Below are 23,873 nucleotides of genomic sequence, written 5' to 3'. Positions count from 1 at the left end.
AGAACTCCTGGCTGCCGCCGTCGACTCCGGCCTTAGCGTCCTGTCCCCCGACGGCTGAGTCTGTGGTCCCCGCAGATTGTCGGCGGCTCCGTGTAGCTTAGGAATGACCGCCACCCTGTATGAGGACGCCATGGATTTCTACGCCATCAACGCTCTGCGTGAGAACCACGCAGGCTGGTCCCTGCTCCGCGCTCAGCATGCCCCGCTGGCCGTTAGCTTCTTCATCAGGGCGTTCACCGGGCCTAACCAGCGCGACATCGGCCGCCAGGAACTGATCGACCACCTCGACGACGTCCTGTTCGGCCTCCGTGAAGTCTTCGGCGAGGACAGGTTCCCGCGTCCGGCCGGCGAGTACCTGGACGAATGGGCCGCCCCGGAACGGGCCTGGCTGCGGAAGTATTACGTGCCGGGCCAGGACGAGCCCCGCTACGACCTGACGGCCGCCGCGGAGGACGTGGTCCGCTGGGTGGAGAGCCTGAGCGGGCGGGACTTTGTGGCCACCCAATCCAGGCTGACGAGCATATTCGCAGTCCTGAAGGCGCTGGTCCAGCAGTCAGAAACCGATCCGGAAGTCAGGCTGGCCGAGCTCCAGCGCCAGAGGGACGGGATCGACGCCGAGATGCAGCGCATCCGCGACGGCAACATCCGCGTGATGACCGCCCCGGAAGCCTTGGACCACTTCCAGCAGCTGACCACCCTGGCCAAGGATCTGCTCTCTGATTTCCGGGAGGTGGAGCAAAACTTCCGGAAACTGGACCGGCAGGTCCGTGAACAGATCGCCACCTGGGACGGGACGCAGGGTGAGCTCCTGGCGAGCATCTTCGCCAATCAGCAGGACATCAGCGGTTCCCTCCAAGGGCGCACCTTCCAGGGATTCTGGGATTACCTGATGTCCCCGCAGCTGCGCACCGAGCTCCGGGACCTGCTTCAGCGGGCCACCCGGATCGAGGCCCTTGGCAAGCTGGACAACCTGCACGCGGTAACCAACCTGCACCAGGACTGGCTGCCCGCGGTCGAGCAGACCCAGGCCACTGTCCGCCAGCTCTCGCAGCAGATGCGCCGGCTCCTGGACGACAAGGTTTTCCTCGAGAACAAGCGCATCATGCAGCTCATCAGGAGCATCGAATCCGCCGCGCTCCGCACCCGGGAGGCGCCGCCGTCGGGCGTCTTCATGGAGATCGCGGCACAGACCGTGGACGTGGCGCTCCCCTTCGAACGGCCGCTGTACGAGCCGAGCCGGCGGATCATGGTGGACGACGTCGTGGTGGCGGCAAACGATGCCGACGTGGACGCGGGCGCCCTGTTCAGCCAGTTCCACGTGGACACTGAGCGGCTGAAGTCCAACATCGACGACGTCCTGGCCGGCGCCGAGCAGGCCACCCTCGGGGACGTTGCGGCCGCCCATCCCCTCTCCCAGGGACTGGCCGAGATCGTGGCCTACTACCAGCTCGCCACCGAATCGGATTGGGCATCCATCAACCCTGACGAGTCACAGCAATTGTCCTGGCAGCTCCCGGACGGCAGCATCCGGGAAGCCACCGTCGAACAGATCATCTTCGTGAGGCCCGCATGACCCCCATCGATGCACCCGAAACACACACTCCCGAGGAACTTCCGGGCGTTGTGACCAGGCTCTTCAAAGGAGTGGTGTACGCCGATTCAGACGAAAAAGCCTGGCAGTCGCTGCTGGGTCTGGCCTCCCACGTCCGCGACTACGTGGCTGTACTGGGCCTTGACCTGATCCTGGACGAGTCCGAAGGTTACGCCTTCCTGAAATCGCGCGAGGATCCCGACGGCACGCTGCCGCGGCTGATCCCACGCCGCCCGTTGACGTTCAATGTCAGCCTCCTGCTGGCCCTGCTGCGCGGCAGGATGCTCGAGTTCGATACCAATAGCAGCGAACTGCGCCTGATCATGACGGAGCAGGACATCGCGGACATGGTCTCCGTCTTCCTGCCGGAGTCCAGCAACCAGGCGCGGATCCTTGATCAGCTCGGCACGAACATCAAAAAAGTCGTGGAACTGGGCTTCCTTCGGAAGCTGCGCGGCCAAGTGGGGACCTACGAAGTGGCACGCATCCTGAAGGCCTACGTGGACGCCCAGTGGCTCGAGGAATTTGAGGCGCGGCTGGCCGATTACCGTGCCACGCTCGCCGGCACCGCTGCCGGCACCGGCAGCACAGATAAGGACCGCGCATGAGCACCGAAACCACCACTGACCAGCAGGAGATGCTGTTCAGCCTGGATGAAAAAGCGGACGACGCCGGCACTCCCCCGGGCTTCCGGCTGCATCGTCTGGAACTGCTCAACTGGGGCACGTTCCACCAGGAGGTGCGCACGTTCCGGCTGGACGGTTCCAACAGCCTGCTGACCGGTGATATCGGCTCCGGCAAGTCCACGGTGGTGGATGCCATCACCACGCTGCTGCTGCCGGCCAACAGGATCGAATACAACAAGGCCGCGGGCGCGCAGAAGAAAGAACGCACCCTGATGTCTTATGTGCGGGGCTTCCACAAGAGCACCCGCAGCGCCGGCGGCGAATATTCCAAACCCGTGGCGCTCCGCGGCACGGGCAAGCTCACGGTGGTTCTGGGTGTCTTCCACAACGCAGTCCTGGGCAAGTCGGTCACGCTGGCCATCACCCTCTGGGCCACGCAGGAAGCCGGCCAGCCCAACCGCTTCTACTCGCTGATGGAAGGCGAGCAGTCCGTCGCAGGAGACTTCGCCAACTTCGGCCAGGATCCCGCAAAGCTGAAGAAGCAACTTAAGGCCGCGGGCGCTTCCGTCCATGAAACCTTCGAGCCCTACGCGGCGGCGTTTAAGCGGCAGTTCGGCATCAGCGGCAACCAGGCCATGGAGCTCTTCCACCGCACGGTGTCCATGAAACAGGTGGAAAACATCACCAATTTCGTGCGGACCAACATGCTTGAGGAGGACGACGTCGAGGCCCGGATCGGCAACCTCGTCCACCACTTCGACGACCTGAAAAAAGCCCACGACGCCGTCCTCCGCGCCAAGGACCAGATCGCCCTGCTCACCCCCATCACAGAGGGCGCCTCCCAGCACGCCGCGCTGAGCCGGGATGAGGAGCTTGCCCGCCAGCAACGGGACCAGCTCCACCCGTGGTTCACGGACCAGAAATTGCAGCTGAGCATCGAGCACCAGGGGGAACTGCAGAAGACCGGGCTGCGGCTGCAGGAGGACGGCGGCAAGCTGGCCACCGAAATCACCCAGCTCCGCCTCGACCTGGCCGCCGTCAAGGAGGACATCCGCAGCAACGGCGGCGGGCGGCTGGCCGCCATCGAGGCCGAGGCTGCGCGCCTCGGCGAGGAGTCCAGGTCGCAGCGTGTGCGGTTCGAAAAGTACGCCGAAGCGGCCGGGGACCTTGGCCTTCCGGCCCCCGCGGACCGCGTCCAGTTCGATGCCAACAGGGCCCGGCTCGCCGACGTCGAAAAGGAATTCGCCGCCAGCGCCAACGAGGTCCAGGACAGTCGCACCGAGCTGACCATGACGCACACGGTGCTCACCGGCCGCGCTGCGGACATCGCCGCGGAGTTGACGAGCCTGCAGGCCCGCCCCAACCTGCTTCCGCGCCCCCAGGTGGAGCTCCGCCGTCGGCTCTGTGACGGGACCGGCATCGCCGAGTCCGAGCTGCCCTACGCTGGTGAGCTTTTGCGGGTCCGCGGTGGCGAAGCGGCTTGGGAGGGCGCCGCCGAACGCACCCTGCGCGGCTTTGCATTGTCGTTGCTGGTGCCCTCGCAGCACTACGCGGCGGTGAGCGGCTGGGTGGATGGCAACAACCTGCGCGGCCGGCTGGTTTACTTGAAGATCGGCGAATCGTACGCGCCAAAGCCGGCCGAGGCGGGCACGCTCACAGCAAAGATCGCCATCAAGCAAGGCACCCCGTTCCGCAATTTCCTGCTGGACGAGCTCAGCAGCCGCTTCGACTATTTCTGCTGTGACACCTTGGACGATTTCCGCCGCCGCTCCAAGGCCCTCACCGCCAACGGCCAGCTGAAGGGCGGCCGCGGCCGGCATGAGAAGGATGACCGGCAGGACATCGCCGACCGGCGGAACTACGTCTTGGGCTGGGACAACCTGGACAAAATCAGCCGCTTCCGTGCCGAACAGGATGAGGTCCAGGGCCAGCTCAGCGTGCTTGCCGGCCAGTTGATGCGGGTCAACGATGCCTTGGGTGCTATCGGCCGGCAAAACCAGCAGTTGGGCATCATCGGAGCGGTATCCGATTTCGCCGAGCTCAGCTGGCAGCTGACCGCGCGGCGGATCGAGGAGCTCAAGGCTGAGAAGGCCCAATTGGAGTCCACCAGCGACGTGCTGCGGCAGCTGACGGCGAAGGAAACAGAGCTCACCGGAAAGCTGGACCGCCTCCAAACGAAGGCCGATGACGTGCAGCGCCGGATCGGCTCCAACGGCGGCGCCGCCAAGGACATCGCCGAGGCGATCGAGGACTGCCGCGACGTTCTGAGGGAGACCCCTTTGATGGACGACGCAGGCGTACTGGCCGCCGTCGCACAGCTCGCCGCCGCGGAACTCGCCGGCAAACCGCTCACCTACAAGAACACCGGCACCATCGAAAGTGCGGTCCGGAACGGGCTGACCGATTCCATCGACGCACTGTCCAAGCAGATCGGACGGACCGCCGAGAAGACCGTCAGGCTCATGGCTGAGTTCCGGAACAAATACCCGAACGAGACCACGGAGATCGACGCCGCCCTGGAGGCCGCCGCGGACTTCGGGACGCTGCTGGAGCGGCTAGTCAGCAACGATCTTCCACGGTTCGAGGCCCACTTCAAGGAGTCGCTGAACCAGAACACCATCCACGAGGTGGTGGCGTTCAACGCGTTCCTGGACAGCCGCCGGCAGGACATCGTAAACCGGATCGGCGAAATCAACGTGTCCCTGGCCGGAATTGAGTACAACACCGGCCGGCACATTCAGCTGGAGCACCAGAACAGCAGCGACCTGGACGTGCGGCAGTTCGGCATGGACCTGCGGGCCTGTTCGGAGGGCACCATCGGCGACGATGACCAGTACTCCGAACAGAAGTACCTGCAGGTGGCGCGCCTGATCGAGCGGTTCCGTGGCCGCGACGGCTACACCACGCTCGATGAACGCTGGACCGCAAAAGTCACTGATGTCCGGAACTGGTTCACGTTTTCCGCCTCGGAGAAATGGACCGAAACCGGGGAGGAGTTTGAACACTTCACCGACTCGGGCGGCAAGTCCGGTGGCCAGAAGGAGAAGCTGGCCTACACGATTCTCGCGGCGGCCCTGGCGTTCCAGTTCGGGCTGGCGTCCGGCAAAGGTGCCGGCAAGAACGCCGGCAGCGGGCGGAGCTTCCGCTTTGTGGTGATCGATGAGGCGTTCGGCCGCGGCTCGGACGAGTCAGCCCGGTACGGCCTGGAGCTGTTCCAGCGGATGAAGCTGCAGCTGCTGATTGTCACGCCGTTGCAGAAGATCCACGTCATCGAGCCCTTCGTCTCGCACGTGGGGTTCGTGGCCAACACCAACGGCGACGATTCCCAGCTGCGCAACATGACCATCCAGGAGTATCGCGACGAGCGGGACCGGCGTGCCTGAGCCGCGTGCGGCTGCCAGTACGCGGGCGGGTCAGGCACAAGGCTGGACCACGCTGGCTGATCTGCGGGCGCAGTCGCTGAAGGCCTGGGGCAGCGGTTCGCTGCTGCGCGAGGTGCTGGACCCCGGCGGACTGTATCCACGCCGTCGTCCGTTAAAGCGTCCGACGGCGGCCGCGCTCCTCCGGGAATTCGCTGCGGCCCGCGCATGGGCAGACGAGCTGTTGGGCGCCGCCGGTCCGTTCAGTATGGAAACCTCGGAGGTGGGGCGCACCACGGTGGGGGCGAACCAGTTGCCGGCAGCGGCCGTGTTTGCCTCCGTGGAAGATGAGATCGCGTTTGTGGGCAAGGCCAAGGACGCGGCCCGGTTCGTTGAACTCGCCGACGGGCTGCTGGCCCTTCACCCGTCGTTCCGCGAGTGGGCGCTGCGGCGGCCGCTGAAGCTGCTGGAGTTGGGCACAGACGCGTTGACCGCCGGCCGGGTGGCACTGTGGCTGCAGGCCAATCCCGAGCCCCGCATCTACGTCCGGCAGCTGAGCCTTCCGGGCGTGCACACCAAATTCGTCGAAAACCACCGGGCTGTGATCAGCGAGCTCGCCGCCGGGCTACGATCCCGGCCCGACGCCGACGAAGCCGCTGAACCCCTTGCCGAGGTGCCTGCGGAACCCGGTTCGATGCTGGGGCTGACGCCCGCCCGGACGCCGGCGGCGCGTTTCGCTGCGCGGCACGCCTTCCTGCACCCACCCGAACTGGTGCGGTTCCGCCTGCTGGATCCGGACATTCCGCTGCTCGGCCAGGCGCGTGATCTCACCGTCACCGCAGCCGCGTTCAGCACGCTGAGCCTGCCCGTCACAACAGTGCTTATCACTGAAAACCTGGTCAACTTCCTGGCTCTTCCGGAGCGTCCGGGCACTCTGGCGATCTATGGTGCAGGCTACGGGTTCTCGTCCTTGCGGGACGCTGGCTGGCTGCGGGACTGCGAAGTCCTGTATTGGGGGGACCTGGACACTCACGGGTTCCGGATCCTGGACCAGCTGCGCTCAGTGCACCCGCATGTGGTGAGCCTGTTGATGGACGAGGCCACCCTGCAGGCTCACCGCGAAGCCTGGGTCACGGAGCCCTCGCCGTCCAAGGCTCCGCTCAGCCGGCTGACGGCACAGGAGTCAGCGCTTTATGAAGGACTCCGCACCGACGCCTTTGGGACGGCTGTCAGGCTGGAGCAGGAGCTGATCAGCTGGGACTGGGCGACCCGCTACATAGGCTCGTCGAAACCCTCGAACCCGGACCGTTCGAAACCCTAAGCTTGGGGCATGACCACGGCTGACCCCGTCCCAAAGGACTAGCGGGCCTTGATCTTCGCTCCTCGCGGACCTTGCCCTTGCGGGTCCTCGGTCGGCTGGTGCGGTGGTTCCTTAGCTAGCTGCAGTTCGACTGCCGTGAAAGCGCTGGCGGGGACCTTCGACCGGAGACGGACCCTTGCGGGCTGGCCTGATCGGGCTGGGTGCCCTGTCTTCATTTCCAAGAGGACCACGAGGTTTAAGTGCGACACAATTGAGTGCCCGCCTCTTTGCTGATTGCCGTCAGGTAGCCTGACGACCGAAGAAGTAATTGCGCTAAGGAAGGACCTCCAGACAGTGGAAACAAGCAAGGCTCTTCCGATCATCATTTCGTCGCTTGCCTTAGCAGCGTCTATAGGTGCGCTAGTTGTAAACAACAACGCAGTGGAAGTTCAAAAGCAGTCGCTGGCAGCTGCCGAAGAGCGGTGGCAGGAGGAAAGTGCCGGTTTTGCCCTGAGTAGTTCACTGAGCATCTATGACACTGCGAAGGAGGAAATGTTCGAAGTCTCACGCGGGAGCAACATAGCAGCGGATGCAACGACGGCACCGAAAGAGTTGTACGCCAGGGTCGACGTCACAAACTCCGGCCGTTACTCCGGCGCTATTGAGGAAGTTGGTTTTTACAAGTCTGCGTCTGAACGAGTGGCGGTACCCACTGTATTTTGCCTTTCGTTGCCCGCACAGCCGGGGAGGAATGAGACAGAGAACTGCCCAATGCCGCGAAAGATAGACGTGGCAGGTTCAACTCGGCTTTTCCTCGTCTTGACTCCATTTTTGAAAAATGAATTTCAATGCAACCCGTACCTGAACAGCGGACTCAAATTCTACGTTCGGGGAGTCAACGGTGTCGTCTACGACGTCGATTCAGGCACAGGCGTAAGTCATTCCAGCTACTGTCCTACGCTGGCTCCAACAGCGCCTTAGCTTCTCCCAAACGATTTTATGCACCCAGCGGGACTGCTCTGAGCAAGGCCATCGCCTACGCCATCCAGCATCTGCCGGGCGCGATGCTGCTGGCCCGCGGCATCGACTTCCTCATCGCCGATCCCTTGCACCCCTACATGGAGGTGGGCATGCTTCGCGGCACCAAGCAACGCACGGAAGGGAACCTCAGGCCGCGGCGCGGCTCCGCCGCAGCCGGCGCAGGTGCCGCGGCGCCACCGGGGCGCTGAAGCGGAAGGCGCGGCGGGCCAGGTGGTGGTTGGGCGTGCGACGGCGGACGGCCACCGGTCCGGCGGGCAGCGCCTGCGCGTCGCGGGCGAAGAACCACTGCTTGGCGAATTCCACCAGCACCAGGTAGACCACGATCATGCCCAGCAGGGCCAGGAAGAACGGGACCGGGAGCGGGTCGAAGCCCAGCACACCGGCCACCGGTGAGAGCGGCAGGAAGATCCCCAGTGCCACCACACCCAGCGAGGCAACGAGCAAACCGACGGAGGGCCGGCTGCGCAGGAACGGCACCCGCCGGGTCCTGATGGCAAAGATGATGAGGGTCTGGGTGGCGATGGACTCGATGAACCAGCCGGCCCGGAACTCCCCCGGCACCGCATCGAACACGAACAGCATCAGCGCGAACGTGCCGAAGTCGAACAGCGAACTGATCGGCCCGAACAGGAACATGAACCGCCGGATAAACGCGATGTTCCAGTGCGACGGCGCCCGAAGCTGTTCCTTGTCCACGCGGTCGCCCGGGATGGCCAGCTGCCCGGAGTCGTACAGCAGGTTGTTGAGCAGGATCTGGCCAGGCAGCATGGGCAGGAAGCTCAGCACCACCGACGCGGTGGCCGCACTGAACATGTTGCCGAAGTTGCTGGACGTGCCCGTCAACACGTACTTGATGGTGTTGGCGAAGATCCGCCGGCCCTCCATCACCCCTTCGGCCAGGACACCCAGGTCCTTGTCCATGAGCACGACGTCGGCGGCGTCCTTGGCGACATCGGTGGCGCTGTCCACGGAGATGCCGATGTCCGCCTTGTGCAGCGCCAGGGCATCGTTGACGCCGTCACCCATGAAGCCCACGGATCCGCCGCTCAGGCGCAACAGGGCAATGATGCGGGCCTTCTGCTCGGGGGAAACGCGGGCGAAGATGGTGGCGGTCCGGGCGGCAGCGGCGAGCTCGGCGTCGGACAGCTTCGCGATCTCGGCTCCAGTCAGTGTCCCGCCGGACAGCACGCCGACCTCCGCGCAGACTTTTTCGGCCACCTTGGCGTTGTCCCCGGTGGCGATCTTCACCGAGATTCCCAGCGCCTCCAGCTGGTCCAGCGAAGCCTTGGCGTTGGCTTTGGGCCGGTCCAGGAAGATCAGGAAACCGGCCAGAACCAGGTCGCGCTCGTCGGCGGCGGTCAGCGCGCTCAGCCCCGCGGCGGGGCGGGTGGCCACCGCCACCACCCGGGAGCCGGCGTCGAACTGTTCATCCAGCGTCGCCTGCACGGCAGGCGGGGTGGGCCCGCAAAGCGCCAGTACGTCCTCGGGGGCACCTTTGGTGACCAGCCGTGCGGGGCCGCCGGCCTCCCGGACCAGCACGGTGGTGCGGCGGCGCTGGTGGTCAAAGTCGATCAGGTCCAGCCGTTCGAACCGGGCCGGGTCGAAGGCGGCTGCGCCGGGGCTTTCCCACAGGGCCGCGTCCAGCGGGTTCTGCCCGGCGGAGGAGAGCTTGGCCTCCGTGTAATCCGCCTCGGTGGCCAGCAGCCCCAAGGTGAGCAGGCCGCCGTCGGACGTTTCCGGGGTGACCGGAAGGGCTGCGGTGAAACTGATCCGCCCCTCGGTCAGGGTGCCGGTCTTGTCGGTAACCAAAATGTCCATGTCACCGAGGTCCTCGATGCAGACCAGCCGTTTGACCAGCACCTTCCGCTTGGCCAGCTGTCGGGTGCCGGTGGCAAGGGACGTACTGACGACGGCGGGGAGCAGCTGCGGCGTGATGCCCACGGCGATGGCCAGGGAGAACAGCAGCGATTCGATCAGCGGGCGCTGCAGCAGCAGGTTGGCGATGAAAATCAGGGACGTGAGCCCGACTGCCACCTGCAGCAGCAGGAAGGAGAAGCGCTTGAGCCCGAGCTGGAATTCGGTCTGCGGCTGCCGTTCGCCCAGGCCCAGGGCGATCCGGCCAAATTCGGCGCGCCCGCCGGTGGCCACCACCACGCCGATGCAGCCGCCGGACTGGATCACGGTGCCCATAAAGGCGCAGGAGGCGAGGTCGCCCAGGGACGAGCCGGCGGCCACGGGGGCCGGGTCCTTGGCTGCGGGCAGCGACTCTCCCGTGAGGATGCTTTCGTCGCAGAGGAGGTTCTTGGTGCTGAGCAGCCGGAGGTCCGCGGGGATGATGGCGCCGAGGGAGAGATGGACGACGTCGCCGGGCACCAGCGCGGTGACGTCCACTTCCCGGGTGGTTCCGGCGCGGAGCACCACGGCGCGATGGGTGACGCGGGAGTGCAGGGCCTCGGAGGCCCGCTCGGCGCGGAACTCGTTGGTGAAGCCGAGACCCACGCTGACCAGCAGGATCACGCCGATCACGATCGAGTTGGTGGCGTCGCCCAGGAAGAGGGACAGCCCTGCGGTGATGAGCAGCAGGATCAGGATGGGGCTGGCGAACTGCCGGCCCAGGACCGCCCAGCCGTTGGCGCGGTGGGTGCGGACGGCATTGGGCCCGAGCATGGCCAGGCGGGCGGCGGCTTCCTCCTCGGAGAGGCCTTCCGGACCCGAGCCCAAACGTTCCAGCACCTGTTCGGCGGACAGGCTCGCGGCGTCGGTGATGGGCAGTTGGAGGGAGGTCCGCTCCTGGACGTTCAGCTCTGGCATGCGGATCCGTTCGGACACGTCGATCTTGGGAGGTAGGCCTGCGGCGTGCACTACTTGAGGCTGAGCACCTCGTCGATCGGGCGCCCATTGACGAACACCTGGGCGCTCGTGGCATCGGACGCGGCCATGGCGGTGTACTCCAGCTGTGCCTTCGCGCGCGGGATGTCGCACACGCCGCCCAGCATGAACTGCCCGGAGAGGTAGATGGTGATGGTGCTGCCGTCCAGCTCGCCGCCGAGGTACGTCAGGTTCGACTGGTACAGCACGTTCACGAGTCCGGACATGCCGACGTCGCGGCTCTTGTTCGCGAGCAATGCCCCAATGCTGGGACCCACCTGGTCCGTGAAGCGGACCGGGGCCGTGGTGGTCGCGACGAGGCTGTCGCCGCAGCCGATCTTCGGCCCGGATATGCCGTTGTCACCGACGGCGACGTAGTAGACCGTCAGCGGGGCCACCTGCTCCGGGAACCCCGTAAAGGCAGGCTCCGGTGCCGGTGTCGGGCTCGCGGGGGTGGACGACGGCGGGGTCGTCGCCGTGGGAGATGCGGTCACCGGCGCGCTGGTCGACGCCGTCGGGCCCGGCGTCGCGCTGGTGCTTTCCGTGGGGCTCGGCGCGGCGGATTGGGTCGATGACGTGGTGGGGGCGGCCGAGCTACTCGTGGGCGCCGGGGCCGGCGGGCCGAAACACCCTGCGAGCGCGAACAGGGAGCAGACCCCAAGAACGCTGAATGCCGAAAGCCTGGGCCTGGTCATGATGCCCCCTTGAGTGCGGGCACCGCATTTCGGGCCCGCCTTCAACCTACGCCTGAGCTGCCCTTCGAAACAGGGACTTAAGTCCGAGGTTGATAGCGTCGATGACGGTGGCCGGCAACCGCCGGATCAAGATCGAACCGGCAAAAGTGACCATGTGCAGTGTTCCTCCCCGGACAGGGCAATGACGGGTAACTTACGCGTCTGTAGGAAGCCCGTCCACAACGGCGCCCGCAGCGATGCCGTCCAATACTCTGCGCAGTCCCCAGAGGTATTGGTCAGTGGAGATGTAGCCGGCCATGACTCCCGCGGCCGCAGCGGATATCGGATGGGTTGCGGCCGGGATGGCGGCAAAGCCGGCCTGCCGTGCCGTGATCCGCTCGGCTTCCGGCGCCAAGCTGTGAGTGCCACCGGACTCCGCCACTTCCAGTGCTATCGAACCGAAGACGTAGACGATCAGCAGATAGGCCGCCCTGGCAGCGTCCCCCGGCGTGAGGCCGGTTTCCACGAGGATGCCCATGAGACGTTCGTTCAGGGTGAGTGCATTGGGCCCCTTCATGGGCCCGCCGATCATTAGATTGACCGCACCGGGATGCGCTGTGAGCCGGTCGCGCAGCTCCAGGGCGAGGGCTTCAATTCTTTGGCGCCATGGCATGGCGCGGTCCGCGAAGACCGCGTGGTCCACCAGCCCGAGCAGGTGCTCCACAATCGCCTGGACCACCGCCGCCTTGTCAGGAAAGTACGTATAGACCGCGTTCGGTGCCACGCCCACCCGTGCAGCGATCCCCCGGATGGACGCTGCCTTCATGCCGCCCTCATCCAGAAGGGTCAGTGCGGCCTCCAGGATCTCCGCTTCCGAGAGGGCGCGGCGGGGACCGGGCCGGAAAGTCCGGGCTGGTGACGTCGTCAAATTCAGATCCTCTCTTGACAAGCTCCCGCCCGTCGTCCAATCTTTGTACATCGTACAGTATCTGTACATCGTACAAATATCCCCGAGAGACGGACACCATGGCAATCACCCATCCCCACAAGAGGGTTCTTCGAACGGCTGGCGCGTTGTTCGTGGTGAGTGCGCTGGCGTTCGCTGCGGCAGCCACCACCCTGTCGGTGACGTTCGACTGGCCGGACATCCTGCGGGAGCCGGCCAGCGTTGTGCTGCCCGCCTTCGAAGCTGGCGGACCCGGGCTGGTCTGGACCTGGTTTGCCACGGCCTGGACCTACGGCCTCCTGGCCGTGCCCGTACTGCTGCTGCCGGCAGCGCTGGGCCTCCGCGATCATCCGGCCATGCGGGTGGCCACCCATGTGGGTGCCGCTTCGGTGCTCCTGTCCCTGATCGGGTTCCTCCGCTGGGTGTTCGTGGTCCCGCCTCTGGCAGCTTCATATGTGACAGGAGACGCCACGGTACGCGCCGCAGTGGACGTCGCATGGACGGCCCAGCACCAGTTTGGCGGCGCGCTGCTGGGAGAACACCTGGGACAGCTGCTTGTCATTGGCTGGTCGGTGACTCTGAGTGTGATCATTCTGCGCAGCAGGATCCTTCCGGCCTGGCTTGGCGCAGCGGGAATCCTCGTCAGCATCCTCTACCTGCTGAACCAGGGCGACATCCTGGCCACCGCCGTTCCCGGATTCCCGGTCTGGGACCTGGCAGGTCTCCTCGGCAGCACCGGCTGGGGACTGTGGGTGGCCGCGCTGGGTGTGTGCATCCTTGTCCGCTCCGCCGACCGGACAGGACAGGCCACCACCGACTCCCCCGCTGCATCGGATGTATCAGCACCGACAGATTCCCTTCCCCTGTGAGGTCCGCCAGCGGCCCCTTTCCCGGTGCGGCATGAGTCCGGGACTGCACGTCATCTTCGGCACCGGTGCCATCGGACTCGCCACGTTCGAAGCACTGCGGCGCCGCGGAGCCACCGTGCGGCTCGTGAACCGGTCAGGACGCGCGCACGTTCCCGACGGCGTCGACGTTGCGGGAGGTGACGCCGCCGATCCCGCTTTCGCCGCGCACGCAGCCCGCGGTGCCGCCGTCGTCTATCAGACACTGAACCCGGCCTACTCCGAATGGACCGCCCACTTCCCCGCGCTGCAGGCAGCAGTTCTGAGTGCCGCCGAAAGCACCGGCGCCCGGCTGGTCAGCATGGAAAACGTCTACATGTACGGGCGGCCGGACGGGCACCCACTCACCGAAGACCGCCCCCACAATGCCCACACCAAGAAGGGGCAACTCAGGTCACGGATGTCAGAAGAACTTATGGCGGCACACCGCGCCGGCCGGGTCCAGGTGGCCATCGGCCGCGCTTCGGACTACTTCGGCCCCCGCGGCGGCGCCCAATCCAACTTGGGCGACCGCGTCTTCCGCCCAGCCCTGGCCGGCAAACCGGCCCAGGTGCTCGGTGACCCGGACCAGCCGCACGCCTACACGTACGTACCTGACATCGGTGAAGGCCTCGCCGTTCTTGGCGAACACCCGGACGCTCCCGGCGAGGTCTGGCATCTGCCCAACGATCCCGAAACCCGCACCACACGGGAACTCGTGGACATGGTCTTCCGCCTTGCCGGACAGCCCCGCAGCAGGCTCCGAAGGCTGCCGCCGCTGCTCCTGCGCGGCCTCGGCCTCTTCAACCCCACCATCCGTGAACTCCTCGAAATGCAGTACCAGTTCGAGGAACCGTTCATCGTGGACAGCAGCAAAATCGCGGCCCGGCTGGGGATCTCCGCAACTCCGCTGGCTTCGGCCATCGCCGAAACCCTCGAAGCCTATAAAGCCGGTGGTTGAGCCCATCGAAGCCCCGGGCGAACTCGAGCTTCCGCTTTGAGCGCGTTTCAGCGTTTGGCGTAGTCGGCGAACCCCTGCCAGTCGATGACCACGCAGGGCTCGTCTCCCAGGATCCAGGCATCATGCCCCGGGGCCATGGTGGCGAAGTCGCCGGGTCCGTATTCCATCTCTTCGCCGTCGTCCATGACCACTTTCATCCGGCCGGACACGAAGTACCCCATGTGGGATGCCTGGCAGCTCTCCGTTTTCGCGATCGGCTTCACGTGCTCGGACCAGCGCCATCCGGGCAGGAACGTGGCGCGGCCGACGGCGCCCTTTTCCATGTTGACGAGTTGAAGCTGGCCGGTATCACCTTCGAAGGGGCGGGTCTCCTCCGGCGAATCCAGGCTCATGCGTACTAGATTTGGCATTTCATCTCCTGTGGGACGGTGGTTGCGGGTGCAACTGAAACAACGCCGGCGGGGCCTCGATGCCCACGGCGGGGAAGGAGATGGAACCCCGCCAGTGAGGCCATTCTCCGCCTCCGCGTGGACCCCCGCAAGCGCACGCGGAAACCAGCTTTTGTGCTGGCCCTACGGATGCACCAGCACCTTGACCGCCGTGTCCTTGTGGTTGATGAGGGTGTCGAAGCCCTGCTCCACCAGGTCATCCAAGGCGATCCGCCCGGTGATGAACGGCTTCAGGTCCACCTTGCCCTCCTGCACCATCTTGATCACGGCCGGGTGGTCGCGGACGTAGGCGATGGTGCCGCGCAGGTCGATCTCCTTCAGCACCAGCTTCTGCATGTCCACGCTGGCGGGAGCGCCCCAGATGGATACGTTGACCACCACGGCGCTCGGCCGGACGGCGTCGAGCATGGTGTCCAGCACGGCGTTCACGCCGGCGCACTCAAACGCGACGTCCGCACCGGTTCCGCCGGTGAGCTCCCGCACCCGCGCCGGAACGTCCTCCTGGCTGGGATCGAGCACATGGTCCGCCACCCCGCTGGAGGTCGCCTTCTCTTTCCGCGCCGCGGTGAGTTCGCTGATGATGGTGGTCACACCCATGCCTTTGAGGACGGCAGCGGTGAGCAGCCCGATGGGCCCGGAGCCGCCCACCAGGGCAACGTCGCCGGCCTTCGCCCCGCTGCGGGCCACCGCGTGGTGCGCCACGGACAACGGCTCGATCAGGGCCGCCTCGTCCAGGGGAACGTCCCCGATGGGGTGCACCCACCGCGCGTCCACCACGATCTTCTCGCTCAGGCCGCCTCCGCCGCCTGCCAGCCCGATGAAGCCCAGCTGCCGGCACATGTGGTAGCTGCCCGCCTGGCACATGTCGCAGTCGCCGTCCACGAAGTACGGTTCGACGACGACGTTGTCCCCCACCGCGAGCCCCTCCACGCCGTCGCCGACTTCAGAGACAGTCCCGGAAAATTCGTGCCCAAGCGTCACCGGCGGTTCCTCGTGGGTAAGTGGGTGCGGATGCCCGGGCGCGGGGACGAAAATGGGGCCTTCCAGGTATTCGTGCAGGTCAGTGCCGCAGATACCGCACCACGCGACGTCGATCTTCACCGCCCCTGCCCTGAGTTCAGGTTCCGGAATATCGTCGATGCGGATGTCCTCGCGGCCATGGAAACGTGCTGCCTTCATGATGGATCCTTCCCTTCGGTGAACGTGAATGTCCTCGCAGGACCGGGACCCCAGGGGCAGCCGGGCCGCATCCGAACATCCTCGCACCGGGGCCGGAAGTCCGGTAGGGACCTTTGGTTGGTATGGGCAAAATCAGGGCTTGATCGAAGCGCCATTCGGCCATTTCAGTCAGTCGGCCTTCATAGACTTCAGAACACGTTCTGAGTTAGTGTGGATGCATGAGCGCAGCAACAAAACCTCGAAAGACCTCGCAGTCTTCCAAAACTTCAGACACACCCCAGCCCGTGAAGACCCGGACGTCGTTCCAGTCGTCTGAACTTAGTCGCTCCTCCGCTGATGTTTTTGCCGCAGCGGCAGATCACCCTGTCCGGGTCACTCGCCGTGACGGCGAGTCCCTCGTACTAATGTCCGAAAGCGCAGATGCGGCACGCATTTCACTTCTCGAACTGGCAGCACAACTCGTTGCAGTCTCAACAAGCACGGACGGGTCGCTTGCAGCCCGCATGAGCGACCGGTTCCCGTGGATGCTTGCCCTGGGCCCATCTGACCGGGAGTCTTGCGCCAATGACGTCCTGGCGGCAGCGAGGGCTTCCTTCGCCACCAATCAGCCCCATTTGGCTATCGCAGAACTGACTTCATGGCGTGAGACTGCCACGGCCATCGCAGCCGGCCTTGGCAAGGAACCCGTGGAGTGGCTCGACGGCTCCGAAGCCGTCGAGCGCCCGTAGAGCATGGCGAAGATCGAAAAGGTTGAGAGGGCCCACGAAGAAGAGCGAGTACGAACTTCGGTTTGCTTCTGTCCAGGCGCGGCGTGGCTGGACAGATCTGAAAGCTACTATCAGGAATCCGATAGTGGACACTTGGGATTTTCTGACGCAGACCCCTGAGCAGATAACACCGCTCAACTACCCTCTACGGGGTGAGTTGGGCCTTGTGATCCGCGGCGGGGCGACCCATAAGCGGTGGCAGCACAAGCCCACACTTAAGGGCGATGCCCGCATCTGGTTCTATGTAGTGGATCAAGTGGTCTTTCTTGAGCAGGTACATAAAAGCCATCCCAACCAGACCAAAAGTTGAGGGATCACGCACAGCAGGACGTGGCGGGCAGCCGGCGATATGCCATTCGCCCGTCGACGTTCTGAGATACTCCGTCTACGGGACGCCGGCCGCCCGTTCCGCCTCGGCCAGGGTCTGCGAAAACCAGTCCACCGCCAGCTTGTAGCCTGCAGCATTGCCTGTCGTTCTCTCGTGATCGGCGGCGCGCATGGCCCTGATCATCGCCACGGTCGTCGGTAGTGCCATATCGGACATGGCGGGGAAATCGAACTGCAACTGCGGGTCCACCTCGTAGGTGAGCCACCGCCGCTTCAGCAGATCGTGTCGGTCGGCGGTCCGCCCGTATTCGTTGACATCGGCCAGGGAAAGGTGCGCCAGCAACCCGGCGTCAGCGCCCGCACCCCGGGACACTGTCCTGACTCCCTCAGACTGGCGGCCTAGAGCTTCTTCGGTCCCCAGCTCCAAAGGGGTAACGCCCTTCTGGATGAACTGGACGTTGTACTGGTAGGCCCGGATCTCTTCCGGCGTCATGTAGTCCAGTTCGCCGGGAGATTTCCTGGCCACGCCCCTGGAGCCGTAGCGGCTCGCCACGCTGCTGCGCGGGACCGGGAAGAGGTACTTGCCGACGACAAACCCGACGGCGATGGCAATCCAAAACGCCAAGGTAGGAAAATCCAACCATGACGCCACAACTGCTGCACCCACGGTGCATGCCGCATGGCCACCGGAAAAGATGACCTTTGTCCTGCCGAGCCGGTACACACGGCGGGGACGATCCAGTTGCTTCTCGTGGAATGCCTTGAGCGTGGCAGTCCATTCACCGGCGTTGCTCACCAGTCACTCTCCTCAGTCATGATGACGGCGTCATTGCCGTCGGGCGCTGACACCGGAGACGTGCTGCTGCTCGGCCTGGCCGCGGGCAAACCCGGACACCGGTGTAGGACTTGACCGGTACGGCCCCCCTCGCCAAAGATACCCTTTCGGCGGAGGGCGCAGTGGATGATCCTAGGCATCAAGCCAAATCGACATCTCTTGTCACGCAGTTAACCGTCCATTCACATCTTCCTCAGAACCTGTCCAACCGGCCTCCCTACGGTCGAACACATGGATAACATTTCACGCAGATCCCTCCTCACCGCCGGCCTTGGGGCCGGCCTCGTCGCCGCCCTGCCGGGTGCCGCGTACGCTACGTCAACCGCGGACGACGCCGGTCTCCGCACCGATCCGTTCATGCTGGGCATCGCCTCCGGCGAGCCGTGGCCGGACGGCTTCGTGATCTGGACCCGCCTCGCCGTTAACCCCGTGGCAGAGGACGGCCTGGGCGGCATGCCCTCCCGCAACGTCGCAGTGCAGTGGGAAGTGGCTGAGGACGCAAGCATGCGCACCGTAGTAGCCCGCGGCGTCGAGCACGCCCGGATCGAAACCGCGCACTCGGTGCACGTGGAACTGAAGGGCCTGCGCCCGGGGCGCGAATACTTCTACCGCTTCCGCACCGGCAAGCACATCAGCCCGGTGGGCCGCACTCTCACCAGCCCGGCGCTGCACGAGACGCCGGCGGCGCTGGCCATGGCGTTCGCCAGCTGCGCGCAGTACGAGCACGGCTACTTCACCGCCTACTCGCGGCTGGCGCAGGACCACCCGGACCTGGTGCTGCACCTGGGCGACTACCTGTACGAGTACAAGAAGGACAGCTACGTGATCGGCGGCGGCAACCCGCGCGACCACGCCGGCCCGGAGACCGTCAGCCTGGCGGGCTACCGCCAGCGGCACGCGCAGTACAAGGCCGACGCCGATCTCCAGGCCGCGCACGCGATCGCGCCGTGGCTGGTGGTCTGGGATGACCACGAGGTGGACAACAACTGGGCGGACGACGTCCCGGAAAACACGGACGCCGGCCAGCTGAACGACACCACCGAGCGTTTCCGCCAGCGCCGGAGCGCCGCGTTCCAGGCCTACTACGAGAACATGCCGCTGCGGTCCTCCTCGGTGCCGGCGGGAGCCGACATGAAGATCTACCGCACCCTGCAGTGGGGCCAGCTGGCCAACTTCCACATGATGGACACCCGGCAGTACCGCGACGACCAGCTCGCCGGCGACGGCTGGAAGAAAAACGTCGCCGAGCGCCTGGCCGAGGACCGCACCATCACCGGCGCCGAGCAGGAGAAGTGGCTGCTGGACGGGTTCAAGAACTCCACCCAGCGCTGGGACATCCTGGGCCAGCAGGTCTTCTTCACCGAGCGTGACCGCAATAAGGCGCCCGAGATCGACGACGTCTCCATGGACGGCTGGGACGGCTACGCTGCCTCGCGCCGCCGCATCACCCAGGGCTGGGTGGACGCCAACGTGCGCAACGCCGTCGTCCTCACCGGCGACGTGCACCGCAACTGGGCCAACGACGTCAAGGTGGACTACAAGGACCCCGCCTCCCCCGTGGTCGGTTCCGAACTGGTCTGCACCTCCATCACCTCCACCGGCAACGGCAACGGCTCAACGGTCGATCCCGTGATGGCCTGGAACCCGCACCTGAAGTTCTACAACGACAACCGGGGCTACGTGAACACCCGCATCACCAAGGATGCGATGACCGCTGACTTCCGGACGCTGGACTACGTCACGACGCCGGGTGCTCCCGTATCGACGAAGGCATCGTTTGAGATCCGGGACGGGGTGGCGGGGCTGGTCGCCAAATAGAACCTGCTGACGCTCCGTCAGTTGAGCCTGTCGAAACCCCCGCCCGAGTCTGCTCGGCCGGGGGTTTCGCTGCGTCCACCCAAGTGAGAGAGCGTCCGCCGAAAACCCACATCAAGTGATAGAGCGTCCGCGGGAAACCCGCATTAAGTGAGAGAGCGTTGAAGGGGCGGCCTCCACCACCCGCAGTAGTGACTCTTTCGTCGATATCGACAGAAAAACGACAAAACACTTGACTTATGGACATCTCAGGGCGTTTCATGGAAGAAATCAGTAATGATGTAGATCACAGAGGCGTTAGATCGACATCACACCTGAGCCAACCCATGAAACCCCCAAGGAGTGCGGATGCACCGCTTCGCCGTCGACCCGGGTTCGACCGACATCAGCCCCGTGTCTTTTCACCCCTTCCTCTGGATCTGCGCCGCAGCCGTCTTCGCGGTCATCGTGCTCCAGTCCGTCATCTACCTGCGGGCCATCCGCAAGGCCGCCGGCTCGGTGAACCTCACGGACAAGCAGGTCATCGGCTCAGTCCGCCGCGGCGGCATCGCCGCGATCGGCCCCTCGCTCGCCGTCGCCCTCGTCGCGATCTCGCTCCTGCCGCTCTTCAGCACGCCAGCTGTCCTGACCCGCATCGGCCTCGTGGGCTCCGCGGCGTTTGACGTCGCCGCGGCCGGCCTGGCGGCCCAGTCGCAGGGTGCACAACTCGGCGGCCCCACCTACACCCAGAAGGTCTTCGCCATCGGTTTCGCCGCGATGACCCTCGGTGGCCTGGTGTGGATGCTCACCGCGCTCATCCTCACCCCCATCCTGGCCAAGGGGGACAAGACGCTGCGCAAGGTCAACCCGGCCGTCATGACCGTGGTCCCCACGGCCGCGATCCTCGCCGCCTTCTTTACGCTCGCGCTCACTGAGACCACCAAGTCCGGCGTCCATGTCCTCACGCTGCTCGTCTCGGCGGTGGTGATGGGCTTGTGCATCGCCGCCGCGAAATTCTTCGACAAGCCCTGGCTGCGCGAGTGGGGCCTCGGCATCGCGATCTTCGTGGCCCTCGCCGCCGCCTTCCTCGTCACAGCCAAGTAGCCCAGGAGAACCGCTCATGTCCTCTAAGACCGCATCCCTCGACGGGCTCGCCCAGTTCGAGCGCACCACGTCCATCTGGGGCCCCATCACCCTGGGGCTCGGCTTCCTCGTCTCCCTCGCCGCCGCGCTCTTCGCAGCGTTTGGCACCGGCCTCGGCATCACCGGCCAGGAGGTGTGGACCGCGTTCGGCATCGTCTTCGCGACGTTCGGCATCATCGCCGTTGTCGAGCCGATCTCGTACTACCCGATCCTCGGACGCTCCGCCATGTACCAGGCGTTCATGATCGGCAACATCGCCAACAAGCTGCTCCCCTCCGCGCTGATTGCCCAGACCGACCTCGGCGAGAAGCCGGGCACGCGCCGCGCCGAACTCATTGCCGGCGCTGCGATCATCGGCGCGGCGGCTGTCCACATCCTCTCGCTCATCATCTTCGTGGGATTCCTCGGCACGTGGCTTCTCGGCCTCCTGCCGGCGGGACTCATTGCCGTGGCCCGCCTGTACATCCTCGCCGCGGTCTTCGGCGCCGTGACGGTCCAGGCCGTGGTGACCATGAAGAACGCGCGGACCACCATCATCGCCGCCGTGGTCTCGGCCATCGTCGTCTACGGCGTGATCCGGATCGCACCGGCCCTGACGAACTATGCAACCGCGGTTGCGGTCGTCGCTGTCATCCTCGTCGCCTGGTTCGCCCGGAATCGCAGCGTCGAGCCCACATCCTCCGAGGCCCCGTCCTCCATCGGACACTAAGCTCCGCCTGCAGAACAGCACCGAACCTGACTGACCCGAAAGGCCCCCATGACTGACACCGCCACCACCGCCACCCTCGCCAACGGCATCGAGGTCCCCGCGGGCTTCGTCGCCGAACACGTCGAGATGTACAAGGGGTACCACCGGGCACCCGAGCTGTCCTCGGTGGAGCACCGGACAGCCGAGGCGATCGAGGCCCGGCTGACCGAGCTGGGAGTTGAGCATTTCCGCTCCGGCGGGACCGGCGTCGTCGGTCTCCTGACCAACGGTGAGGGCCCGGTAGTCGGCTTCCGCGCGGACACGGACGGCCTGCCCATCGAGGAGGCCACCGGCCTGGACTACGCGAGCACCGCCACGGGCACGCTGCCCGACGGCAAAGAAGCGCCCACCATGCACGGCTGCGGCCATGACACCCACATCACCGCAGCCCTCGCCGCCGCCGCCTACCTCACCGCGAACCGGGACAAGTGGCACGGGACCGTTGTGTTCCTCTTCCAGCCCGGCGAGGAGACCGCGTGGGGTGCCAAGGCAATGGTCGACGACGGCCTCTGGGACCGTGCGCCGCGCCCCGAGGTGGTCCTCGCCCAGCACGTGATGCCCGTGGAGGCTGGAAAGTTCTGGCTGCGTGCCGGGAACATGGCGAGCCTCGCCGACTCGTGGCGGATCACGGTCCGCGGGCGCCAGGCACACGGGTCCCAGCCGGAGAAATCCCTTGACCCGATCGTCGCCGCGGCAGCCATGGTCCTGCGCCTGCAGACGATCGTCTCCCGCGAGCTCGCCCCGATCACGCCGGCCGTGGTGACTGTCGGCACCTTCCACGCGGGCCTGAAGGAAAACATCATCCCGGAGACGGCGGAGTTCTCCGTCAACGTGCGCACCCCCGACGAGGACGTCCGCGCCCAGGTCCTGGGCTCGATCCGCCGTATCGTCGCCGCCGAGGCCGCCGCCTCCGGCATCGACGAACCCGCCATCGTGGAGATCAACCGCTTCCCGCGCCTCTTCAACGACGCCGAGCACACCGCACGCGCCACGGCGGCGCTCCAGGCCGGTTTCGGACCCGACTCCGTCATCGCCGCGCCGCTGGGCATGGGCTCGGAGGACGCCGGCTGGCTGGGCGACGCGATCGGCGTTCCCGTGGTGTTCTGGGCGTTCGGCGCGTTCCCGGCCGCGGCGTTCGCCGACGGCCGGGCGCCGGCCGGCAACCACTCCCCGCAGTTCGCGCCCGACGCCGAGCTCGCCGTGGTCAACGGCACCGGTGCCGCGCTTGCGGTGCTGCTCGAGTACCTGGCCAAGTAGGTGAGGAACGACGGCGGGTTCCCACCCGCCGTCGTACTTCCGCCTTAAGCGGGGAAGGCTGCCGGGACCGCGGCCCGGGACATGGAAGGATAAAGCGCATGCTCGACGACCTCGACCGCCAGATTGTGGCAGCCCTTATCCGCAATGGCCGCGCGCCCTGGAGACTCATTGCCGAGGTGCTTGGGCAGCAGGAGCGGACTGTTGCCCGCCGGGGCAATCGGCTCCTCGCCTCCGGGGCGGTGCGGGTGCAGTCGTTCCCGAGCCCTGCGGCGTTCGGGAACGTGGACCTCTATATGCTGCGCGTCGCTGCCGCGCCGTCCGCTGTCACGACGGCGGGGATGTGGTTTGCCGAGCGGCCCGAGACGCACTGGGTCAGCGCGCTGTCCGGGGCGAGCGAGTGCGTCGTGGAGCTCTTCCTGGAACGGGACGCCGTGGGCGGGTTCCTGTACGGGGAGCTGGCCGCGCTCAAGGGCGTGCGGGACTTCTCGCTGGACCCGGTCTTCGAGTACTACCGCACAGTCTCCGGCTGGCGGCCGGACGTGCTCAGCCTGGAGCAGTACGACGCGCTCAGCCCCTCCGAGCTCCCCCATTTCGCCACGGGGTACGCCGAATTGGGGATGCAGCTCCTCGACGAGCCGAACCGCGCCCTCGCCGACCTCCTGCGTGCCAACGGCCGCATAACCATCGAGGAGCTGGCCGCCGGTCTCGGGGTGTCCAAAGCGACCGCGAGCCGGCGGCTCGAGACACTCATCGCCAACGGTGCCGTGTACGTGCGCGCGATCCTCGACCCGGCGTCGATCGGGTATCCCGTGGAGGGCCTGCTGACCGTTCGCGCCGAGGCTCCCGCGCTGGACGCCGCCGGGCGGTACATCGCGGATCTGCCAGCAACACGTTGGGCCGCCAACGTCGCGGGCCGCATCCTCGTCCAGACCGCCACCCGGAGCCTCGCGGAGCTGCGCGCGGTCATGGCGGGCATCGCGGCGCGTCCCGGCGTGAACGGCGTGGGCGTCTCGCTGTTCGCCGGGATCTTCAAGCGCAGTACCGTTGCCTACCGCGACGGGAAGCTCCCGCATGTTGGGGAGGAAGCTGGCAAGGAAGGGAAGAGGCCACTAAGTGCCTAGGGA

The 23,873-nt window shown here is 65.9% G+C and carries 20 protein-coding genes; 14 read left to right on the top strand and 6 right to left on the bottom strand.

What is annotated here, in order from left to right; translation table 11 throughout:
- Nucleotides 1–103: 103 nt before the first annotated feature.
- The 5 genes from AC1MCD_RS05610 to AC1MCD_RS05590 all read left to right on the top strand — a co-directional run bounded on the left by AC1MCD_RS05610 (nucleotide 104) and on the right by AC1MCD_RS05590 (nucleotide 7,857).
- Nucleotides 104–1,573, top strand: coding sequence for a DUF3375 domain-containing protein (locus AC1MCD_RS05610; RefSeq protein WP_498676635.1), 1,470 nt, complete (start codon nucleotides 104–106; stop codon nucleotides 1,571–1,573).
- Complete coding sequence (locus AC1MCD_RS05605; RefSeq protein WP_498676633.1) at nucleotides 1,570–2,199, top strand: DUF4194 domain-containing protein; 630 nt, start codon at nucleotides 1,570–1,572, stop codon at nucleotides 2,197–2,199. Before AC1MCD_RS05610 ends, AC1MCD_RS05605 begins: the two co-directional genes overlap by 4 nt.
- Nucleotides 2,196–5,600: an ATP-binding protein gene (locus AC1MCD_RS05600; RefSeq protein WP_498676632.1), complete on the top strand. Its 3,405-nt coding sequence runs from the start codon at nucleotides 2,196–2,198 to the stop codon at nucleotides 5,598–5,600. Before AC1MCD_RS05605 ends, AC1MCD_RS05600 begins: the two co-directional genes overlap by 4 nt.
- Complete coding sequence (locus tag AC1MCD_RS05595; protein WP_498676630.1) at nucleotides 5,593–6,897, top strand: Wadjet anti-phage system protein JetD domain-containing protein; 1,305 nt, start codon at nucleotides 5,593–5,595, stop codon at nucleotides 6,895–6,897. The genes AC1MCD_RS05600 and AC1MCD_RS05595 overlap by 8 nt, the downstream gene beginning before the upstream one ends.
- 333 nt (nucleotides 6,898–7,230) lie before the next feature.
- A complete protein-coding gene (locus AC1MCD_RS05590; protein WP_498676629.1) occupies nucleotides 7,231–7,857 on the top strand; it encodes a hypothetical protein in 627 nt (208 codons plus the stop codon).
- Nucleotides 7,858–8,043: 186 nt separating this feature from the next.
- Here the strand turns inward: AC1MCD_RS05590 and mgtA are convergent, their stop codons facing one another.
- The 3 genes from mgtA to AC1MCD_RS05575 all read right to left on the bottom strand — a co-directional run bounded on the left by mgtA (nucleotide 8,044) and on the right by AC1MCD_RS05575 (nucleotide 12,387).
- Complete coding sequence (gene mgtA / locus AC1MCD_RS05585; RefSeq protein WP_498676628.1) at nucleotides 8,044–10,728, bottom strand: magnesium-translocating P-type ATPase; 2,685 nt, start codon at nucleotides 10,726–10,728, stop codon at nucleotides 8,044–8,046.
- 50 nt (nucleotides 10,729–10,778) lie between these two features.
- Nucleotides 10,779–11,480, bottom strand: a complete 702-nt coding sequence (locus AC1MCD_RS05580; protein WP_498676626.1) for a hypothetical protein — start codon at nucleotides 11,478–11,480, stop codon at nucleotides 10,779–10,781.
- Between the two features lie 193 nt (nucleotides 11,481–11,673).
- Complete coding sequence (locus tag AC1MCD_RS05575) at nucleotides 11,674–12,387, bottom strand: TetR/AcrR family transcriptional regulator (protein WP_498676622.1); 714 nt, start codon at nucleotides 12,385–12,387, stop codon at nucleotides 11,674–11,676.
- Nucleotides 12,388–12,485: 98 nt separating this feature from the next.
- Here AC1MCD_RS05575 and AC1MCD_RS05570 point away from each other — a divergent pair, with 98 nt between their 5' ends.
- The gene (locus AC1MCD_RS05570) at nucleotides 12,486–13,274 is read left to right on the top strand and encodes a DUF4386 domain-containing protein (protein ID WP_498676619.1); all 789 of its coding nucleotides are present in this window, start codon (nucleotides 12,486–12,488) and stop codon (nucleotides 13,272–13,274) included.
- Nucleotides 13,275–13,305: 31 nt separating this feature from the next.
- Nucleotides 13,306–14,250, top strand: coding sequence for an NAD-dependent epimerase/dehydratase family protein (locus tag AC1MCD_RS05565; RefSeq protein ID WP_498676617.1), 945 nt, complete (start codon nucleotides 13,306–13,308; stop codon nucleotides 14,248–14,250).
- Between the two features lie 47 nt (nucleotides 14,251–14,297).
- Here AC1MCD_RS05565 and AC1MCD_RS05560 read toward each other — a convergent pair whose 3' ends face one another.
- Both AC1MCD_RS05560 and AC1MCD_RS05555 read right to left on the bottom strand, forming a co-directional pair.
- Nucleotides 14,298–14,660, bottom strand: coding sequence for a cupin domain-containing protein (locus AC1MCD_RS05560; RefSeq protein ID WP_498676615.1), 363 nt, complete (start codon nucleotides 14,658–14,660; stop codon nucleotides 14,298–14,300).
- Nucleotides 14,661–14,822: 162 nt separating this feature from the next.
- Nucleotides 14,823–15,878 carry a 2,3-butanediol dehydrogenase gene (locus tag AC1MCD_RS05555; protein WP_498676612.1) on the bottom strand — a complete coding sequence of 352 codons (1,056 nt, stop codon included), beginning with the start codon at nucleotides 15,876–15,878 and terminating at the stop codon, nucleotides 14,823–14,825.
- Nucleotides 15,879–16,096: 218 nt separating this feature from the next.
- On the opposite strand from AC1MCD_RS05555, the gene AC1MCD_RS05550 reads away from it, so the two are divergent.
- Both AC1MCD_RS05550 and AC1MCD_RS05545 read left to right on the top strand, forming a co-directional pair.
- The gene (locus AC1MCD_RS05550) at nucleotides 16,097–16,606 is read left to right on the top strand and encodes a prevent-host-death protein (RefSeq protein ID WP_498676610.1); all 510 of its coding nucleotides are present in this window, start codon (nucleotides 16,097–16,099) and stop codon (nucleotides 16,604–16,606) included.
- 124 nt (nucleotides 16,607–16,730) lie between these two features.
- Nucleotides 16,731–16,955 (top strand): hypothetical protein, encoded by a 225-nt coding sequence (locus tag AC1MCD_RS05545; RefSeq protein ID WP_498676609.1) that lies wholly within the window; start codon nucleotides 16,731–16,733, stop codon nucleotides 16,953–16,955.
- Between the two features lie 75 nt (nucleotides 16,956–17,030).
- Here AC1MCD_RS05545 and AC1MCD_RS05540 read toward each other — a convergent pair whose 3' ends face one another.
- Nucleotides 17,031–17,768: a hypothetical protein gene (locus tag AC1MCD_RS05540; RefSeq protein WP_498676607.1), complete on the bottom strand. Its 738-nt coding sequence runs from the start codon at nucleotides 17,766–17,768 to the stop codon at nucleotides 17,031–17,033.
- 270 nt (nucleotides 17,769–18,038) lie between these two features.
- On the opposite strand from AC1MCD_RS05540, the gene AC1MCD_RS05535 reads away from it, so the two are divergent.
- From AC1MCD_RS05535 to AC1MCD_RS05515, 5 genes are all read left to right on the top strand, one after another.
- Nucleotides 18,039–19,625 carry an alkaline phosphatase D family protein gene (locus tag AC1MCD_RS05535; RefSeq protein WP_498676605.1) on the top strand — a complete coding sequence of 529 codons (1,587 nt, stop codon included), beginning with the start codon at nucleotides 18,039–18,041 and terminating at the stop codon, nucleotides 19,623–19,625.
- A 345-nt stretch (nucleotides 19,626–19,970) separates the two neighbouring features.
- Nucleotides 19,971–20,705: a DUF5058 family protein gene (locus AC1MCD_RS05530; protein ID WP_498676603.1), complete on the top strand. Its 735-nt coding sequence runs from the start codon at nucleotides 19,971–19,973 to the stop codon at nucleotides 20,703–20,705.
- A gap of 16 nt (nucleotides 20,706–20,721) precedes the next feature.
- A complete protein-coding gene (locus AC1MCD_RS05525; RefSeq protein ID WP_498676601.1) occupies nucleotides 20,722–21,453 on the top strand; it encodes a hypothetical protein in 732 nt (243 codons plus the stop codon).
- A 48-nt stretch (nucleotides 21,454–21,501) separates the two neighbouring features.
- The gene (locus AC1MCD_RS05520; protein ID WP_498676598.1) at nucleotides 21,502–22,749 is read left to right on the top strand and encodes an amidohydrolase; all 1,248 of its coding nucleotides are present in this window, start codon (nucleotides 21,502–21,504) and stop codon (nucleotides 22,747–22,749) included.
- Nucleotides 22,750–22,847: 98 nt separating this feature from the next.
- Nucleotides 22,848–23,870, top strand: coding sequence for an Lrp/AsnC family transcriptional regulator (locus AC1MCD_RS05515; RefSeq protein WP_498676596.1), 1,023 nt, complete (start codon nucleotides 22,848–22,850; stop codon nucleotides 23,868–23,870).
- Nucleotides 23,871–23,873: the final 3 nt, after the last annotated feature.

This window comes from Arthrobacter sp. BF1, from assembly GCF_056680215.1.
Note: the sequence above shows the minus strand (reverse complement) of the source record. Positions and strands in the feature narration are given on the sequence as shown.

Coding starts and splice junctions, on each gene's coding strand:
- AC1MCD_RS05520 (WP_498676598.1), top strand. CDS start 21,502: ATGACTGACACCGCCACCACCGCCACCCTCGCCAACGGCATCGAGGTC.
- AC1MCD_RS05560 (WP_498676615.1), bottom strand. CDS start 14,660: ATGCCAAATCTAGTACGCATGAGCCTGGATTCGCCGGAGGAGACCCGC.
- mgtA (WP_498676628.1), bottom strand. CDS start 10,728: ATGCCAGAGCTGAACGTCCAGGAGCGGACCTCCCTCCAACTGCCCATC.
- AC1MCD_RS05515 (WP_498676596.1), top strand. CDS start 22,848: ATGCTCGACGACCTCGACCGCCAGATTGTGGCAGCCCTTATCCGCAAT.
- AC1MCD_RS05530 (WP_498676603.1), top strand. CDS start 19,971: ATGCACCGCTTCGCCGTCGACCCGGGTTCGACCGACATCAGCCCCGTG.
- AC1MCD_RS05600 (WP_498676632.1), top strand. CDS start 2,196: ATGAGCACCGAAACCACCACTGACCAGCAGGAGATGCTGTTCAGCCTG.
- AC1MCD_RS05580 (WP_498676626.1), bottom strand. CDS start 11,480: ATGACCAGGCCCAGGCTTTCGGCATTCAGCGTTCTTGGGGTCTGCTCC.
- AC1MCD_RS05570 (WP_498676619.1), top strand. CDS start 12,486: ATGGCAATCACCCATCCCCACAAGAGGGTTCTTCGAACGGCTGGCGCG.
- AC1MCD_RS05550 (WP_498676610.1), top strand. CDS start 16,097: ATGAGCGCAGCAACAAAACCTCGAAAGACCTCGCAGTCTTCCAAAACT.
- AC1MCD_RS05525 (WP_498676601.1), top strand. CDS start 20,722: ATGTCCTCTAAGACCGCATCCCTCGACGGGCTCGCCCAGTTCGAGCGC.
- AC1MCD_RS05535 (WP_498676605.1), top strand. CDS start 18,039: ATGGATAACATTTCACGCAGATCCCTCCTCACCGCCGGCCTTGGGGCC.
- AC1MCD_RS05610 (WP_498676635.1), top strand. CDS start 104: ATGACCGCCACCCTGTATGAGGACGCCATGGATTTCTACGCCATCAAC.
- AC1MCD_RS05555 (WP_498676612.1), bottom strand. CDS start 15,878: ATGAAGGCAGCACGTTTCCATGGCCGCGAGGACATCCGCATCGACGAT.
- AC1MCD_RS05605 (WP_498676633.1), top strand. CDS start 1,570: ATGACCCCCATCGATGCACCCGAAACACACACTCCCGAGGAACTTCCG.
- AC1MCD_RS05565 (WP_498676617.1), top strand. CDS start 13,306: ATGAGTCCGGGACTGCACGTCATCTTCGGCACCGGTGCCATCGGACTC.